Origin of the sequence: Pseudomonas sp. IT-P44 (assembly GCF_949768225.1) — a bacterium.
Classification (GTDB): Bacteria; Pseudomonadota; Gammaproteobacteria; order Pseudomonadales; family Pseudomonadaceae; genus Aquipseudomonas; species Aquipseudomonas migulae.
Map to the genome: position 1 here is coordinate 1 of NZ_CATKQM010000016.1, position 17,155 is coordinate 17,155.

At 60.3% G+C, this 17,155-nt stretch carries 13 protein-coding genes; 1 reads left to right on the forward strand and 12 read right to left on the reverse strand.

Features of this window, described 5'->3' with window-relative positions:
- Nucleotides 1-50 precede the first annotated feature (50 nt).
- Nucleotides 51-1,172, reverse strand: coding sequence for an ATP-binding protein (locus ACM6IO_RS09990; RefSeq protein ID WP_414911383.1), 1,122 nt, complete (start codon nucleotides 1,170-1,172; stop codon nucleotides 51-53).
- 236 nt (nucleotides 1,173-1,408) lie between these two features.
- On the opposite strand from ACM6IO_RS09990, the gene ACM6IO_RS09995 reads away from it, so the two are divergent.
- Complete coding sequence (locus tag ACM6IO_RS09995; RefSeq protein WP_414911384.1) at nucleotides 1,409-6,691, forward strand: dermonecrotic toxin domain-containing protein; 5,283 nt, start codon at nucleotides 1,409-1,411, stop codon at nucleotides 6,689-6,691.
- Nucleotides 6,692-6,745: 54 nt separating this feature from the next.
- Here the strand turns inward: ACM6IO_RS09995 and ureC are convergent, their stop codons facing one another.
- The 11 genes from ureC to urtA form a co-directional block, all read right to left on the reverse strand.
- Nucleotides 6,746-8,446 (reverse strand): urease subunit alpha, encoded by a 1,701-nt coding sequence (gene ureC / locus ACM6IO_RS10000; protein ID WP_008031192.1) that lies wholly within the window; start codon nucleotides 8,444-8,446, stop codon nucleotides 6,746-6,748.
- Nucleotides 8,447-8,586: 140 nt separating this feature from the next.
- Entirely contained in the window at nucleotides 8,587-8,892 is a 306-nt protein-coding gene (locus tag ACM6IO_RS10005) for an urease subunit beta (RefSeq protein WP_192226951.1), read from the reverse strand.
- Nucleotides 8,892-9,425 (reverse strand): GNAT family N-acetyltransferase, encoded by a 534-nt coding sequence (locus ACM6IO_RS10010; RefSeq protein ID WP_008038693.1) that lies wholly within the window; start codon nucleotides 9,423-9,425, stop codon nucleotides 8,892-8,894. Before ACM6IO_RS10010 ends, ACM6IO_RS10005 begins: the two co-directional genes overlap by 1 nt.
- Nucleotides 9,426-9,431: 6 nt before the next feature.
- Nucleotides 9,432-9,965, reverse strand: a complete 534-nt coding sequence (locus ACM6IO_RS10015; protein ID WP_192226953.1) for a GNAT family N-acetyltransferase — start codon at nucleotides 9,963-9,965, stop codon at nucleotides 9,432-9,434.
- A gap of 9 nt (nucleotides 9,966-9,974) precedes the next feature.
- On the reverse strand, nucleotides 9,975-10,277 hold the full coding sequence (gene ureA / locus ACM6IO_RS10020; protein WP_007907366.1) for an urease subunit gamma: 303 nt from the start codon (nucleotides 10,275-10,277) through the stop codon (nucleotides 9,975-9,977).
- 146 nt (nucleotides 10,278-10,423) lie between these two features.
- On the reverse strand, nucleotides 10,424-11,263 hold the full coding sequence (locus ACM6IO_RS10025; RefSeq protein ID WP_414911385.1) for an urease accessory protein UreD: 840 nt from the start codon (nucleotides 11,261-11,263) through the stop codon (nucleotides 10,424-10,426).
- Nucleotides 11,264-11,293: 30 nt separating this feature from the next.
- Nucleotides 11,294-11,992 carry an urea ABC transporter ATP-binding subunit UrtE gene (gene urtE / locus ACM6IO_RS10030; RefSeq protein WP_008031204.1) on the reverse strand — a complete coding sequence of 233 codons (699 nt, stop codon included), beginning with the start codon at nucleotides 11,990-11,992 and terminating at the stop codon, nucleotides 11,294-11,296.
- 131 nt (nucleotides 11,993-12,123) lie between these two features.
- Nucleotides 12,124-12,993 carry an urea ABC transporter ATP-binding protein UrtD gene (gene urtD, locus ACM6IO_RS10035; RefSeq protein ID WP_008038696.1) on the reverse strand — a complete coding sequence of 290 codons (870 nt, stop codon included), beginning with the start codon at nucleotides 12,991-12,993 and terminating at the stop codon, nucleotides 12,124-12,126.
- Entirely contained in the window at nucleotides 12,990-14,069 is a 1,080-nt protein-coding gene (gene urtC, locus ACM6IO_RS10040) for an urea ABC transporter permease subunit UrtC (protein ID WP_253401570.1), read from the reverse strand. The genes urtD and urtC overlap by 4 nt, the downstream gene beginning before the upstream one ends.
- Nucleotides 14,069-15,565: an urea ABC transporter permease subunit UrtB gene (gene urtB / locus ACM6IO_RS10045; protein WP_414911386.1), complete on the reverse strand. Its 1,497-nt coding sequence runs from the start codon at nucleotides 15,563-15,565 to the stop codon at nucleotides 14,069-14,071. The genes urtC and urtB overlap by 1 nt, the downstream gene beginning before the upstream one ends.
- A 131-nt stretch (nucleotides 15,566-15,696) precedes the next feature.
- Nucleotides 15,697-16,962, reverse strand: a complete 1,266-nt coding sequence (urtA, locus tag ACM6IO_RS10050; RefSeq protein WP_008031211.1) for an urea ABC transporter substrate-binding protein — start codon at nucleotides 16,960-16,962, stop codon at nucleotides 15,697-15,699.
- Nucleotides 16,963-17,155: the final 193 nt, after the last annotated feature.

The window sequence follows — 17,155 nt, forward strand, 5'->3', positions numbered from 1 at the left end:
CCCCCCCCCCCCCCCCCCGGCTCCTACAGTTCATCACCGTGCACGGCGGTCTATCTCGGCAACACCACGGTAAACAGCGTCCCATCAGTTTCGTTCGAACTGACCTCGATCGTCCCGCCGTGCGCATCGACCACTTCCTTGACGATGAACAACCCCAGGCCAAGGCTGGTGGACGGCTGTCCGAGCTCTTCATCGGCGCTGCGTACCAGCGGATCGAAGATCGTACCGATGGCCTCCTCGGGAATAGGCGCTCCAAAGTTATGCACCGTTAGACGAACGGTGTCTGGTTCGCCGGTGAGGGTCACCGTCACATCGCGTTTGTTCGACCCATGCTGCAACGCATTGCCGATCAGGTTTTGCAGCAGTTGCGCCAGGCGTCCGGCATCCCACACGCCTGTCGTGTCGCCCTCTGTATGAACCGTCGGATCGCATTCGGGATTACCGGCACAGGCTTCGGCAATCGCTGCGTGAGCGGCATCGGCCAGGTCCATCGGCTTGGGTTCAATCGGCAGGCTCTTGCCCAGGCGACTGCGCACCAGTTCCAGCAAATCGCCGACCATCACCGCCATGTGCCGCGCGCCGCGTTTGATATTGATCGCACAAGCCAGGGCATCGCCTTCAAGCGTGGTTTTGCGCATCAGCATTTCGGTGGACAGGCTCACGGCCTGCAAGGGGGCACGTAGGTCATGGCCGAGAATAGCCAGGAAGATATCCCGCGAATGATTGACCTGTTCGGCATAGGCCGCCGTGGATTCGGCAAGGGCTTCATCGATGGCTTCGTTGAAACGGATCATGTCCTGGAAGTAAGCGAGGTCCGGTGATTCCAGACTGTTGACCCACAACCGGATCACACAGGCACGCAGGTGACGGAATTCGCTGGTCATCTGCATCAGATCGAAGCCCACGGTATGGCGCAGTTCACCATGGCTGGCGCCGGCTTCGTCCAGGCTCGGGGTTTTCTCCGGACCTTCGCCCCTGGCCTTGGCGAGTTGCTCGCTGGCTGTTTGCGCGGTGGTCATGTCCCGCGCTGCTGCCAACAGAATTTCCCTGGCGTGATCACGCAAGGCCACTCGATCCATATTTTCGGCCGCCGGGGTAATCGTTCTGGCGAACTGCTCCCATTCATCGACGATACGGTCTACGTGTTGCCTGATGAATTCGGATAGGCGCATGGTCGGTTTCCTGATGGCAATCCGAGGCATCTTAGCCCCTTTGGCACCCCCTAAAAACTACCACTGCGCCGGCGACCATTCTTTAGTGGCCCCAGGGTGCTAATTAAATATTTTTTAGATCCTGAAATTAAATGCATTGTTGGGCTGGCGCGGTTTTCCAAGTGGTTTTTTAAGCTTTTGTTTTTAATCGCACTCAATAGTCTGGTGGTTCTTTTCATCGCATAAGGATTTGCGAAATGAACGAACTATCGGACGCTCCGGCGTTGCAAGTTATTACCGGGCATGGAAGAAGCAAAGCCAATGTTCATCATGATTATCTGCTGGGCAAACTGCCTTCGCCGCTAAAAGACGCACCTGTTTCGCGACTGCTTACGATGGCCGATTCGACCGCGGATTTTCCACAGTGGTATTTGAATGCACGCGCCATCGACCGTCAGTACCTCAAGCAACTGACGGATGAGCGCTGGCGCCTTCAGGTCCCGTTGGACGACGTGTTGGAGAATGTACAGCGGGACATTCTTGCCTTTGCCGAACCTTTGCTCGTTAAAACATTAAAGGACCAGCTGAATCTGGATCTGGACGTCAATGCGACGCTCATTCGCCTGTACATCCCGGCAAAACTGGGCTTTGGCATTGATACCAATGCCAGTCGGCTCAGGCAATCGACGTTGCTGGAAGCGGCGCTTCACAATTTCGAGGCGCCTGAAACGCAGGCCGGTGCGTTTCGCGATGGCTCCGGCATCTTCACCCGGGACCACGAAAACGAGTTACAGCGGCATGCGCTGACGGTCGAACAATTCGCGGCCCTGTGCCGGACGCTTGATATCGGCGCGCACTATCAGCGTCACATCAAGGCAGCACTGATGCCCGAAGATATCGCGGCCAAGGCAATAATCGAGCGGCACTGCATGGCCAGTGAAAAAGCCATCTTCAACGAATCTGCGCTGATTGCGTATTTGAAAAACGACATCAGTTCCTATGGCTACGGGAAACTTCAGCAAATTCGTGACAATGAAAAAGGCATTGCGTGGAATCATCGTCCTTTGCAATGCCATCGACTTTCGTTAATGGGCTTCAGGATGTCCGGCATCCTGTTGTTCAGTGCAGTGGCAGACCCCACTGAAGTTAAAAGAATTTACGACAGTCTGGTTCCCCGGCACCAACGCACACTGATGGAATGGTCCAGGCGTTTGACGCTGCTACCGGGCCAGGAGTTTGAGCAGTTCAAATTACTCGAAGCGTTTTTCGCCAATGGCCCCAGCGGTCTCGTCGACGCCACTTTGCAAAGGGAAGATGGTTTTCAACAAAGTCGTCTCGACGGGACGTTGATCGTTTATGTCCCGGATGATCCTGACCATCCCTTCAAAGAGTATGCGTCCCTCACGGACTTCATGAAGGCGCTGACGAGTCAGTTGCGCTCGCCGGACTATCAACAGTTTTTCAGCCGATTCGTGGCACAAAAAGACCATGGCAAATTCTTTGCCCGGGTTCGCGAGCGTTTCACCACGTTCATCTGGACGCAGCGTGAGCCGTTGGACATGGGGCCGTGGTGGCGAGAGACCGCGGTTGAAAACGCCAACGCAGAGCCCATCACCAACATCATTACTGGCGATCTCTGGCCGCAGATCGGTCGCTGGCGCAGGGACAAGGCGATTGCGGATGCGCGGCACATCGCGGTGCCGACCGACGATGAAGACGCGACCACCCGCTGGAATCGGTTGACCGGTTATCTGAGCATCGGCTGGAACGTGTTCAACTTCGGCGCGATGTTGGTTCCTGGCCTGGGCGAAGCGATGTTGGCGGTCATGGTCGGGCAGATGCTGTTCGAAACCATGGAGGGCATCGAGGAGTGGAGCAAGGGCGACAGGGACGAAGCGGCGGCCCATCTGACCGGTGTCATGATCAATTTCGCGCAACTGGCAATCATGGCGGCGGGGCATGTGTTGCCCGCCGGTGCGGCGGCGTCGGTCAAACCCTCGGCCTTCATCGATCAGTTGCAAAAGGTTGAGTTGCCTGACGGCAAGACACGCCTCTGGAAGCCGGACCTGTCGCCCTACGCCCATGACCTGACGTTGCCGAAAACGGTGACGCCAGGTGAGCAGGGGCTGTTCCGGCACAGCGAAAAAACCATCCTGAAGCATGAAAACAAATACTTCGAAGTCAGAAACGACCCACTCACGGGCCAGCCACGCCTGCAACATCCGGATCGGCCGCAGGCGTATCAACCCACACTCGAACACGACGGTGCCGGTGTGTGGAAGACCGAGCTCGACCGACCCGTCGAGTGGGGCAAAATCACGCTCATGCGGCGTCTGGGGCTGGCGGTCGAGGATTTGTCCGAGGCCACGCTGGAGCAGATTCGTATCGCCAGCGGTGTCGAAGAAGACCTGCTGCGCCGGCTGCATGTCGTCAACGAGCCACCGCCAGCGCTGCTGACCGACACGATCGAACGCTTCAAGATCTGGGCTGATGTGCAAAAGCTGCCCGGGCAGATAATGCTTGATGAGGTTCCCGAAGCGTTCATCGAGCAGGTGCCCCGTTTGCTGGTCGAACTGCCGCGATGGCCTGAGCAAAAAAGCATCGAGCTTTTTGACCACGCCGAGCAGTCGGGCCGCTCGATCAAATACGGCAATCTCGACGCGTCGCCGGCCGATACGCTGAGGATAAGCCGTGCCGAGGTCGGTGCCGGGAAACTTCCGGAGCTGGCCGTGAAGTTTGTCAATGAAGCCGACATCCATTCGTTGTTCGGACAGAGTGTTTCCACTGACGAGCATATCCGCATCGACGCCTTGAAAAACAAGCTCGCGGGGCGGGCAGGCAGTCATCCGGGGCCTTTGTTTGATGCGCTCAATCGCCGTTTGCAGCAGACAGACAACCGGCAAGTGCGGGTGCTCCAGGACGCGTTCAGCAACCTCCCCACGGTGATCGCCCGTGAGTTGCTGGCCGACATCGAACCGCAGGACTTGCTCAAAATCACCGAGTTTTCGCGCCTTCCCTTGCAGCTCAGAGAACGCACGCGGCTGGCCTTGCGCACGTTACGCGCCGCACGTGCTTACGAAGGGCTTTACCTCGATGGCGCGTACGGTGTCGATAGCGAGCGATTGGCGTTGCACTCGTTGCAAGTGTTGCCCGACTGGCCCGCAAACGTACGGATCGAAATCCGTGAGTCTTCATTCGATGGTCCGTTGCGCGACAGTGTCGGCCCGGCAGATGCCGCCGTTCGCCGAACCCTTGTCAGCGAGAACGGTCAGTATCAGGCCCGCGATGCCGATGACCTGCATCTGCATGGGGCCGATGACCTCTATGCGTCTGTGTTGCATGCCCTGCCTGATGCTGAGCGCAACACGCTGGGGTACCAGATCAATCAAGGCACGACGCTCAAGCGCGCCATTCAAAAAACGCCATTGCCACGTGACAGGTTCAACGCGCTTCTGGCGGATAACCCTGTTCGAAAACCTGCGTACGATCCAGCCACGATGCGTCTGCGTGGGGGCATGCGCGGGATGGCTCAAGGTCTGCGTCGAGTTCAGGGGCAAGTAACGCCGCAAGAGCGGGTCCGCGTCGTTCGCCCAGGATGGACGGAGGCAGAAGCACAGTCCTATCTGCAAGCGGGGGGCCGAGATGTCAGTCCTGAACAGAGGGCGAGCGACCTCGAAGCGGAATTCAATCGGTTGAACACCCATTTCCAACGCTGGCTGAAATCACCGACCGAGGCATTCCGCTTTACGCCCGCCGGCATCGCCGAATGGCAGTCCAGAAACGCGGTGTACAAAGCGGTCAGGGAATGTTGGCAGCACACCGGCTTGCGCGATGTGGACTCGTACGGCGAGTTGCGAGGCTTCGTGCTCGACCTCGAGAACCTGCCGTTGGGAGGGCGTCTGCGCACCATGCCCACACTGGAGGGCAACTTCGATCACGTCACCCGCCTCAATCTGACCCTGACCGAATTGACCGACGCGCAGGTTTCCTTGCTCGATCATTTTCCGCGATTGCGCTCGCTCAACATCAACGGCAATTCGCTCACCCGGTTTCCTCGTGCCATCGGCCGCATGCGTGCGCTGACGGAGCTGAACCTGCGAGCAAACCGCATTGTCCTGGATGCACAAGGCGTCGCGGACTTGCGCAACCTGACGCGGCTTCAGATCCTGGACCTGCACAGCAATCCCCTCGGCCAGGTTCCGGATATTGGCAGCATGCGCATGTTGCATACGCTGATCCTGGCCGATACCGGCATTCGGACCTGGCCGGACGGGTTATTCGCGCAGCCGCGGTTCCGGCATTTTTACCTGGACATGCAGCGCAACGAAATTACCTATGTGCCCATGGTCACGCGTGGCTCGGTCCAGGCGGAATTGCTGGCGCGCACGGTGTTGAGCCGGGAAACGGATTTTTTGCCGGCCTTCAATCTGCAAACGCTCAGGGAGTACATCGCGTCCGTCGGCATGGACCCCGATCGACCCTATCCACCTCGCGGCGTGCGCGACAGTCTCGACTGGGAAACCGGCATGACCCGGCCGGAATGGGTGGCCAAACAGGAGGTGTGGAACAGCGTCGAGGACGAGATCGGTTCGGTCGGTTTTTTCAACGAGATTCGCAAACTCACTGAATCGGGGCATTTCAAGCACGACCTCGGGTTTCGGGTCGACATGACCGCCAAGGTCTGGCGAATGCTCGATGCGATGTCGAAAAATACCGAGCTGCGGCAAAAACTCTTCACCCTGACCACCGTGCCCACGGCGTGTGTCGATGCCGGCGCGCAGCTGTTCAACGCCATGGGGATGGAGGTGCTGATTCATGAGGCCTATGAACTGGCCAATCCCGCGCTGGTGGAGGGTGAGCTGGTGTCGCTGGCGCGGGGCAAGTCACGTCTGGATGAACTAAGCAGGATTGCGCGAAAAACGATTTCCGAGCGGGAGGCGATGGGTGAGGAATTCAGGCGCGTCAATGCGACGGGCGAGGTCACCGGCACGATTGATGAGGTTGAAGTTCACCTGGCATTCATGACGGACCTTGCCGACCGGTTGGACCTGCCCTGGCAGTCGCGAAAAATGCAGTTCAGAAAAATCGCCGGCGTCACGAACGCGATGATCGAAGATGCTTTCCAGCGTGTACTTAACCTTGAGGCGGGTGAATTGCTCGACGATTTGCTGATCGAGCAGCCGTTCTGGTCATCCTACGTGGAGGGCTCCAACCGGGCGGCCATCAAAGGTTTCAGACGGCGGATTGAAGCCACGATCGAGTTCTACTCAGCGCTTGAAAAACGAGCAACCGACACAACGCTTTCCCTTGAGCAAAAGGCTCGCTTGAAGGAAGAGCTCAGGGTGCTCGGCGCTGAGTTGAACAAACCGGAAAGTGAGTTTGCGCCGGGACGGGTCATGACCGAAGCGCAATACGCCGCCGAACTGGAAGTCATCGACGAAGACAAGAAAGCCTTTATCAAAACGTTCACACGCCAGGCAATCGAACGGGCAAAACTGCAACGGGTAGAAATCCCTTTCGCCGTACAGCCGAACAGTTGATCGCTTCTGTTTTACGCCGGAGCCAGGCACGCCAGGCTCCGGTGATTTGGCCGATTAAAACAGGAAGTAACGCTGGGCCATCGGCAGCACATCCGCTGGCTCGCACCAAAGCAGAACGCCGTCGGCCTTGACCTGATACGTCTGCGGGTCGACATCGATACTCGGCAGGTAGTCGTTGTGGATCAAGTCGGTTTTCTGCACGTCGCGGCAGCCTTTGACCACAGCGATTTTCTTCTTCAAGCCCAGTGCTTCGGGAAGTCCTGCCTCCTGCGCCGCCTGGCTGATGAACGTCAGGCTGGTGGCGTGCAACGAGCCGCCGTAGCTGGCGAACATCGGGCGGTAGTGCACCGGTTGCGGCGTCGGAATCGAGGCGTTGGCATCACCCATCAGGCTGGCCGCAATGGCACCGCCCTTGAGGATCAACGTCGGTTTGACCCCGAAAAACGCGGGGCGCCACAGCACCAGATCGGCCCATTTGCCCACTTCGATTGAGCCCACTTCATGGCTGATGCCGTGGGTGATCGCCGGGTTGATGGTGTACTTGGCGATGTAGCGTTTGGCGCGGAAGTTGTCGTTGCCTTCGCCATCCCCCGGCAGTGGGCCGCGCTGTTTTTTCATCTTGTCGGCGGTCTGCCAGGTACGCGTAATGACTTCGCCGACGCGGCCCATGGCCTGGCTGTCGGAGCTGATCATCGAGAACGCGCCGAGGTCGTGGAGGATGTCTTCGGCGGCAATCGTTTCGCGGCGAATGCGGCTTTCGGCGAAGGCCACATCTTCGGCAATGCTCGGGTCCAGGTGATGGCAGACCATCAACATGTCGAGGTGTTCGTCGATGGTGTTGCGGGTGAAGGGCCGGGTCGGGTTGGTCGAGCTTGGCAGCACGTTGGTAAAACCGCAGGCCTTGATGATGTCCGGTGCGTGACCGCCGCCCGCGCCTTCGGTGTGGTAAGTGTGGATGGTGCGGCCCTTGAAGGCGGCGAGGGTGGTCTCGACGAAGCCGGATTCGTTGAGGGTGTCGGTGTGGATCGCCACCTGCACGTCGTACTGATCGGCCACCGTCAGGCAGTTGTCGATACTCGCCGGGGTGGTGCCCCAGTCTTCGTGCAACTTGAGGCCGATGGCGCCGGCCTTGACCTGCTCGATCAACGGCTCCGGCAGGCTGGCGTTGCCTTTGCCCGTCAGGCCGATGTTCATCGGGAAGGCGTCCGCCGCTTGAAGCATCCGCGCCAGGTGCCATGGGCCGGAGGTGCAAGTGGTGGCGTTGGTCCCGGTGGCCGGGCCGGTGCCGCCACCGATCATGGTGGTGACGCCGCTCATCAGCGCCTCTTCGATCTGCTGCGGGCAGATGAAGTGGATGTGGGTGTCGATGCCGCCGGCGGTGAGGATCATGCCTTCGCCGGCGATCACTTCAGTGCTGGCGCCGATGGCGATGGTGACGTTCGGCTGCACGTCCGGGTTGCCGGCCTTGCCGATGCCTGCCACGCGCCCGTCCTTGAGGCCGACGTCGGCTTTGACGATGCCCCAGTGGTCGATGATCAGCGCGTTGGTGATCACCGTGTCGACGACTTCGGCGGCCAGCAGCTGGCTTTGGCCCTGGCCGTCGCGGATGACTTTGCCGCCGCCGAATTTCACTTCTTCGCCGTAGGTGGTGAAGTCTTTTTCCACCTCGATCCACAGCTCGGTGTCGGCCAGGCGGACCTTGTCACCGACGGTGGGGCCGAACATGTCGGCGTAGGCTTGACGGGAAATCTTCATGTGCTTGCCTTAGGAATTAATTGAATGGGAGATCGCATTCGCGGGCAAGCCTCGCTCCTACAGGGTTCGTGCTGCGGACGACACATGACCTGTAGGAGCGAGGCTTGCCCGCGAAGAGGCCGGTACAGGCTGCACATGACTTACAGGTCACCCATGACCCGCCCGGCAAACCCGAACACCCGGCGATGCCCGGCCAGGTCCACCAGCTCGACCTCGCGGCTCTGCCCCGGTTCGAAGCGCACGGCGGTGCCGGCGGGGATGTTCAGGCGCATGCCGCGACTGGCAGCGCGGTCGAAGGTCAGGGCGTCGTTGGTTTCGAAAAAATGGTAGTGCGAGCCGACCTGGATCGGCCGGTCGCCACTGTTGGCCACCTTCAGGCTGACGGTGCGGCGGCCGACGTTGAGTTCGATGTCGCCGGGCTGGATCTGGTACTCACCGGGAATCATCAATGGGCTCCTTGGAGAATCTTGTAGTAGAGGGCGGTCGGCTTGTAACGACCGCTCGGGTCGCAGGCGTAGTCGGGGATTTCTCCCGCACGGGTGTAGCCCAGGGCCTTGTAGAAATCCTCGGCCGGGGAACCGGCTTCGGTGTCGAGGTAAAGCATGCCGCGCTTGTGCTGGAGCGCGGCCTGTTCCAGGGCGTTCATCAATTGTTGGCCCAACCCGCGGCGGCGCGCGTGTTCACGCACCAGCAGCTTCTGCACTTCGGCGCGGTTCAGGCCGTTGGCTTTCTGGCACAAAGTCAGTTGCACACTGGCCTGTACTTGCTCGTCCTTGACCACCACCCACAGCAGCACGTTGCCCTTGTTCAACTCCTCTTGAACGCCATCGAACCAGGCGCGTGCCTGTGTGGCATCCAGATCGGCCATGAACCCGACACTGGCGCCATAGCTGACCGCGTCGAGCAGCAGATCAATCAAACCCTGACGATAGTGCGCAAAGCTTTCAACATTGACGCGGCGCAGTTGGGCGGCGTTCATCGGGCATTACTCCTTGTTGGCGGGCGGCGGCTCCGCGCCAGGATTGAGGGTCAGTTGCATGAAGGTCAGGTCCAGCCAGCGGCCGAACTTGGTGCCCACCTGCGGCATCTGCCCGGTGATCACGAAGCCGACGCGTTCATGCAGGCGGATGGAAGCGGCATTGCCGCTTTCGATGGCGGCGACCATCACATGCTTGTCGCAGCCTTTGGCACGCTCGATCAACACGTCCATCAATTGCGGACCCAGTCCATTGCCGCGTTGATCGCTGCGTACGTAGACCGAGTGCTCGACGGTGTGGCGGAAACCGTCGAACGGTCGCCAGTCACCGAATGAAGCGTAGCCGAGTACGTTGTTATCGCCGTCGACGATCACCAGGATCGGATAGCCCTGGGCTTGCCGGGCGCTGAACCAGGCCTGGCGGTTGCCGAGGTCCACGGCTTGTTCGTTCCAGATCGCCGTGGTGTTGAGCACGGCGTCGTTGTAGATGTCGCGGATCGCCGGCAGATCGGCGTGCACCGCATCGCGGATGTGGTAAGTCATGGCGCGGCCTCAGGCGATGGGTTGGTGGACGGTGACCAGTTTGGTCCCGTCGGGGAAGGTGGCTTCGACCTGGATCTCCGGGATCATTTCCGGAATGCCTTCCATCACTTGTTCGCGGCTGAGCAGGGTGGTGCCGAAGTGCATCAGCTCGGCCACCGTCTGGCCGTCACGCGCGCCTTCGAGCAGCGCTGCGGAGATGTAGGCCATGGCTTCCGGGTAGTTGAGTTTCACGCCGCGCGCCAAACGCCGCTCGGCCACGAGGCCGGCGGTGAAGATCAGCAGCTTGTCTTTTTCGCGTGGGGTCAGGTCCATCGTTTGGAATCCATAATCGGCAGATTAAAAAATCACTACAACCTCTGTAGGAGCGAGGCTTGCCCGCGAATGCTGCGCCTCGGTTTAACTGATTGACCGCGTTATCGTTCTTCGCGGGCAAGCCTCGCTCCTACAGGGATCGGTGTTCAGGTGCTCCATATTCTGGGTGGGACGGCTTCTCGACCGAGCAACGCAGGCCTGAGCAATCGCCACAAATCAATCAACCAGCCTCGCGCCAACAGCGCCTCGCTGGCCAGGCACCGAGCCACCAAAAGGCCCGGCAACTGGGTCAAATCCCCGCGTACGTCATTGGGCAGCGAGCGACAGGTTTCCAGCAGTTCACTGTCAATCTCCCCCGTCACCAACAACGTCGCAAACACCGGTTGCCCATCCAGGCCAATCGGCGAATCGAGCAACCCGTCATCCCCGACAATGCGCTGGCGTTCGTGCCAGAGCAACTGGCCATCGCGGCGGATATCCAGCTGCGCCTGAAAATGCCCGAGTTCAAAGCGCTCGCCACTGGCCGGACGACCCAGTGCCACCACGTCCCAGTAGAACAGCCGCGCATCGCCTTCCAGATCAATGGCGGTGCGCAGTTCGGCTTGAGCGGCGCTGAAGATAATCGTCTCTTGTGGCAACCATTCGAGGGTCGCACCTGCGGCCACTTTCAGATCAAGTGTCTGATAAGCCGGTCCTGCCGCGCGATACCACTTGGCCGCGCCGGGGCTGGTGATTTGTGCCCACGCATCGCGGCCAACGCTGGCGCTGATGTCCAGCCGATCACCGCCGGCAATCCCGCCGGGCGGATGCACGATGATGTGCTGGCAAACCTCGGGCCCCTCGGCGTACAGATGCTTTTGCACCCGCAACGGCCCTTTATGCCGACGCTGAACCGGGCGTGTGCTGTCGCCGAATCGGGCATAGCCCAGTTCCAGCTCGGCATGCCAGCTAGGCGTGAACAGCGTTGTGTGGGCAGGTAAATTCATGATGTCTAATTATCGTTAGGACGCTACAGATTAGATCGTAACCAGACCGCGCACACCTTCGGCTTCCATATTTTCGCCGCGACCCTGCTGCACGATCTCGCCGCGGGACATCACCAGGTATTGATCCGCCAGTTCAGCGGCGAAATCGTAGAACTGCTCAACCAGCAGAATCGCCATGTCGCCGCGTGCCGCAAGCTTCTTGATGACCGCGCCGATCTCCTTGATCACCGACGGCTGAATGCCCTCGGTCGGCTCGTCGAGGATCAGCAACCGAGGCCGGCTGGCCAGCGCCCGGCCGATTGCCAGTTGCTGCTGTTGGCCACCGGACAGGTCACCGCCGCGTCGTTGCTTCATTTGCAGCAACACCGGGAACAGCTCGTAGATGAACGCCGGGACTTCTTTCGCTTCGCTGCCCGGAAATCGCGACAGGCCCATCAGCAGATTTTCCTCCACCGTCAGCCGACCGAAAATCTCACGGCCCTGAGGCACGTAAGCGATCCCGGCATGCACCCGCTGGTGTGGCTTGAACGTGGTGATCGGTTTGCCTTCCCAGTTCACCGCGCCTTCTTTGGCCGGCAGCAAACCCATCAGGCATTTGAGCAGCGTGGTCTTGCCCACACCGTTGCGCCCGAGCAGGCAGGTGACTTCACCGACCTTCACGTCAAACGTCAGGCCGCGCAGGATGTGGCTACCGCCGTAGTACTGGTGCAGCTTGTCGACTTGCAGCATCTTTGAATTCCTCTCAACCCCTGTAGGAGCCGGCTTGCTGGCGATAGCGGCGTATCAGCCAGCATCAATATCGCCTGACCCACCGCCATCGCCAGCAAGCCGGCTCCTACAGGGGGTTTGTGTTTGCAGCTTTAGCGACCTAGGTACACCTCGATCACCCGCTCGTTATCCTGCACCTGCTCCAGCGACCCTTCGGCCAGCACGCTGCCCTGGTGCAACACGGTGACGTGGTCGGCAATCGAGCCGACAAACCCCATGTCGTGCTCCACCACCATCAGCGAATGCTTGCCCGCCAGGCTCTTGAACAGCTCGGCAGTGAACTCGGTTTCGGCATCGGTCATGCCCGCCACGGGTTCGTCGAGCAGCAGCAATTGCGGGTCTTGCATCAACAACATGCCGATCTCCAGGAACTGCTTCTGCCCGTGGGACAACAAGCCCGCCGGGCGATTGACCGAGGTGGTCAGGCGAATGGTTTCCAGCACTTCGCTGATGCGATCTTTCTGTTCGCCACTCAGGCGAGCCCGCAGGCTGGCCCACACCGACTTGTCGGTTTTCTGCGCCAGTTCAAGGTTTTCAAACACGCTCAGCGCTTCGAACACCGTCGGCTTCTGAAACTTGCGACCGATGCCGGCCTGAGCAATTTGCACCTCGCTCATCTGCGTCAGATCGAGGGTTTCACCGAACCAGGCTTTGCCATGGCTGGGGCGCGTCTTGCCGGTGATCACGTCCATCAGCGTGGTCTTGCCCGCGCCGTTGGGGCCGATGATGCAGCGCAATTCGCCGACGCCGATGTACAGGTTCAAATCGTTCAGTGCCTTGAAACCATCGAAGCTGACGCTGATGTCTTCCAGGGTCAGGATGGTGCCGTGGCGGGTATTCAGGCCGGGGCCGACGCGTTGCCCGAGGCCGATGGCATCGCGGCTGGTGCCGGCGTCCTTGTTCGGCTGCGGTGGATAGAAGGCCGGCTCGAGCATGAATTCAGCCGTCGCAGTCACTCTCATTGGTCACCCCTTTTCTTCAGCAGGCCGATCACGCCTTTGGGCAGGTACAAGGTCACGACGATGAACAGCGCGCCGAGGAAGAACAGCCAGTACTCGGGGAAGGCTACGGTGAACCAGCTTTTCATGCCGTTGACCACGCCGGCACCGAGCAACGGGCCGATCAGCGTGCCGCGACCGCCGAGTGCGACCCAGACGGCGGCCTCGATGGAGTTGGTCGGCGACATTTCGCTCGGGTTGATGATGCCGACTTGCGGCACGTACAGCGCGCCCGCCAGACCGCACAACACTGCGCTCAAGACCCAGACAAACAGCTTGAAACCCCGTGGGTCGTAACCGCAGAACATCAGGCGGTTTTCGGCATCGCGCAGGGCGGTCAGCACTCGGCCAAATTTGCTTTGCGCCAGGCGCCAGCCGATGAACAGGCTCGCCACCAGCAACAGCACCGTGGCGAAAAACAGCACCGCGCGCGTCCCCGGTTCGGTAATGCCAAAGCCAAGAATGGTGCGGAAGTTGGTGAAGCCATTGTTGCCGCCAAACCCGGTTTCGTTGCGGAAGAACAGCAGCATCCCGGCGAAGGTCAGGGCCTGGGTCATGATCGAGAAATACACACCTTTGATCCGCGAGCGGAAGGCAAAGAAGCCGAACACCAACGCCAGCAATCCGGGCGCCAACACCACCAGACACATCGACCAGAGGAAGCTGCTGGTACCGGTCCAGTACCACGGCAATTCGGTCCACGACAGGAAGGTCATGAACGCCGGCAAGGCATCGCCTGAGGCCTGGCGCATCAGGTACATGCCCATCGCGTAACCGCCGAGGGCGAAGAACAGACCGTGACCGAGGGACAGCAGGCCGGCGTAACCCCAGACCAGATCGAGGGCGAGGGCGACGATGGCGTAGCAAAGAATCTTGCCCACCAGGGTCAGCGTGTAGGCCGAGACATGGAAGGCGCTGTCTGGCGACAACAGCGACAGCAGCGGCAACGTCAACAGCAAAACAAGGATCACCGCACCGACGGCAATCGTGACTTTGGGGCCGGCCTTTTGGCTGGCTGTGAGCATCAGGGGCTGGTTCATCAGTCGATCACCCGTCCTTTCAGTGCGAAGAGGCCTTGCGGACGTTTCTGGATGAACAGAATGATCAGCGCGAGGATCAGGATCTTGCCGAGTACGGCGCCGATCTGCGGTTCGAGAATCTTGTTGGCGATGCCCAGCCCGAACGCGGCGAGCACGCTACCGGCCAGTTGACCGACGCCGCCGAGCACCACCACCAGGAACGAGTCGATGATGTAGCTCTGGCCGAGGTCCGGGCCGACGTTGCCGATCTGACTCAGCGCCACGCCGCCAAGGCCGGCGATGCCGGAGCCGAGGCCGAAAGCGAGCATGTCCACGCGCCCGGTGGGCACGCCGCAGCAGGCGGCCATGTTGCGGTTCTGAGTGACGGCGCGCACGTTCAGGCCCAGGCGTGTCTTGTTCAACAGCAGCCAGGTCAGCACCACCACGAACAGAGCGAAGGCGATGATCACGATGCGGTTGTACGGCAGCACCAGGTTTGGCAACACCTGTATCCCGCCCGACAACCACGCCGGGTTGGCCACTTCGACGTTCTGCGCGCCGAACACCAATCGGACAAGCTGGATCAGCATCAGGCTGATGCCCCACGTGGCGAGCAGGGTCTCCAGTGGGCGGCCGTAGAGGTGGCGAATCACTGTGCGTTCCAGCGCCATGCCAATCGCCGCCGTGACGAAAAACGCCACCGGCAACGCGATCAATGGGTAGAACTCGATGGCTTGCGGGGCAAAGCGCTGGAACAGCAACTGCACGACGTAGGTCGAGTAGGCGCCGAGCATCAGCATTTCACCGTGGGCCATGTTGATCACGCCGAGCAGGCCGAACGTGATCGCCAGCCCGAGCGCCGCGAGCAGCAGGATCGAACCGAGGGACATGCCGCTGAAGGCCTGGCCGAGCATCTCGCCGATCAGCAGTTTGCGTTTGACTTGGGCCAGGCTGGTTTCGGCGGCGGTACGCACATTGGCGTCAGCTTCGACACCCGGCTCCAGCAAACTCTCCAGTCGAGTGCGAGCCAGTGGATCGCCGGTTTCACCGAGCAGGCGCACAGCGGCGAGGCGCACGGCCGGGTCGGTGTCCACCAGTTGCAGGTTGGCCAGCGCGAGGCTGAGCGCGGCGTGAACGTTTTCGTCGTGTTCGCCAGCCAGTTGCTGGTCGAGGAATTTCAGCTGCGCCGGTTTTGCGCTTTTCTGCAATTGCTGCGCGGCGGCCAGACGGGTTTTGGCGTCGGTGGCGAGCAATTGATGGCTGGCCAGCGCGGTGTCGATCAGACCCCGCAGGCGATTGTTCAGGCGCAAGGTTTTCGGTTGGCCGTCGACCGTCAGTTCGCCTTGTTGCAGGGCGTTGATCAGCTCGACACGAACCGGATCGGGCTGCGCGGCCCAGGCTTCCAGCATTTTTGCTTGCTGCACAGGGTTGGCGGCGACGAAGTCTTCGGCGTCGCCGGCGTGGGCTGCCATCGGCAATAGCAGCGCGAGGGCAAGAAATAGACGATAAAGGGACATGGCAACGTCCTGAAAGGCGATGAGGAACCTTGTAGGAGCGAGGCTTGCCCGCGAAGGGGACCTCACGGCCGCTAAAAGCTTCGCGGGCAAGCCTCGCTCCTACAGGTTTCGTGTGAGTGCAGTCAGGTGCCTCAGTTGCTCTTCACCGCATACTCCGGCTTCTTGTCGTTGCCAGGAATGAACGGGCTCCACGGCTGGGCACGGATCGGGCCTTCGGTCTGCCACACCACGTTGAACTGACCGTCCGCCTGGATCTCGCCGATCATCACCGGCTTGTGCAGGTGGTGGTTGGTCTTGTCCATGGTCAGGGTGTAACCGGACGGCGCGGCAAAGGTCTGGCCGGCGAGGGCTTCGCGGACTTTGTCGACGTCGGTGGATTTGGCTTTTTCCGCTGCTTGCGCCCACATGTGGATGCCGACGTAGGTGGCTTCCATCGGGTCGTTGGTCACCGCTTTGTCGGCGCCCGGCAGGTTGTGTTTCTTCGCGTAGGCTTTCCAGTCGGCGACGAATTTCTTGTTCGCCGGGTTCTCCACCGACTCAAAGTAGTTCCACGCCGCGAGGTTGCCCACCAGCGGTTTGGTGTCGATTCCGCGCAGTTCTTCTTCACCGACCGAGAACGCCACGACCGGAACATCGGTGGCTTTCAGGCCCTGGTTGGCCAGCTCTTTATAGAACGGCACGTTGGAGTCGCCGTTGACCGTGGAGATGACCGCAGTCTTGCCACCGGCCGAGAATTTCTTGATGTTGGCGACGATGGTTTGATAATCGCTGTGACCGAACGGGGTGTAGACCTCTTCGATGTCCTTGTCCGCCACACCTTTGGAGTGCAGGAACGAACGCAGGATCTTGTTGGTGGTGCGCGGGTAGACGTAGTCGGTGCCGAGCAGGAAGTAGCGCTTGGCGGCGCCGCCTTCTTCGCTCATCAAGTATTCCACGGCCGGGATCGCCTGTTGGTTCGGCGCGGCGCCGGTGTAGAACACGTTCGGCGACATCTCTTCGCCTTCGTACTGCACCGGGTAGAACAGCAGGCCATTGAGCTCTTCAAACACCGGCAGCACCGATTTACGCGACACCGAGGTCCAGCAACCGAACACAACGGCGACCTTGTCCTGGGTCAGCAGCTGACGACCCTTTTCTGCGAACAGCGGCCAGTTCGACGCCGGGTCGACCACCACCGGTTCCAGCATCTTGCCGTTCACGCCGCCCTTGGCGTTGATCTCGTCGATGGTCATCAACGCCATGTCTTTGAGGGACGTTTCGGAGATCGCCATGGTGCCGGACAACGAATGCAGAATACCGACCTTGATGGTCTCGGCGGCCTGGACAGTCCAGGTCATGCCCATCGCGGCAATGCTTGCCGTGAGTGTAAAAGCCTTGATCAAGCTGCGACGCTTCATTGTGCGATCTCCATGAACTTATGAGTTTTCTTGGTTGGCAGATGCGGACTACTGAAGGGTCTTTAGCAAGGGGTGTGCCTGTTCGGTAAAGGCCGGTAAATCTCGTGATAGAGCCATTGGCTGGCCGGAGCGCGCACCAGACTGGGGCCTGTTTGCAAGGCGGGTGCGCCTGAGTGCGCAGCATTGGTGCCGA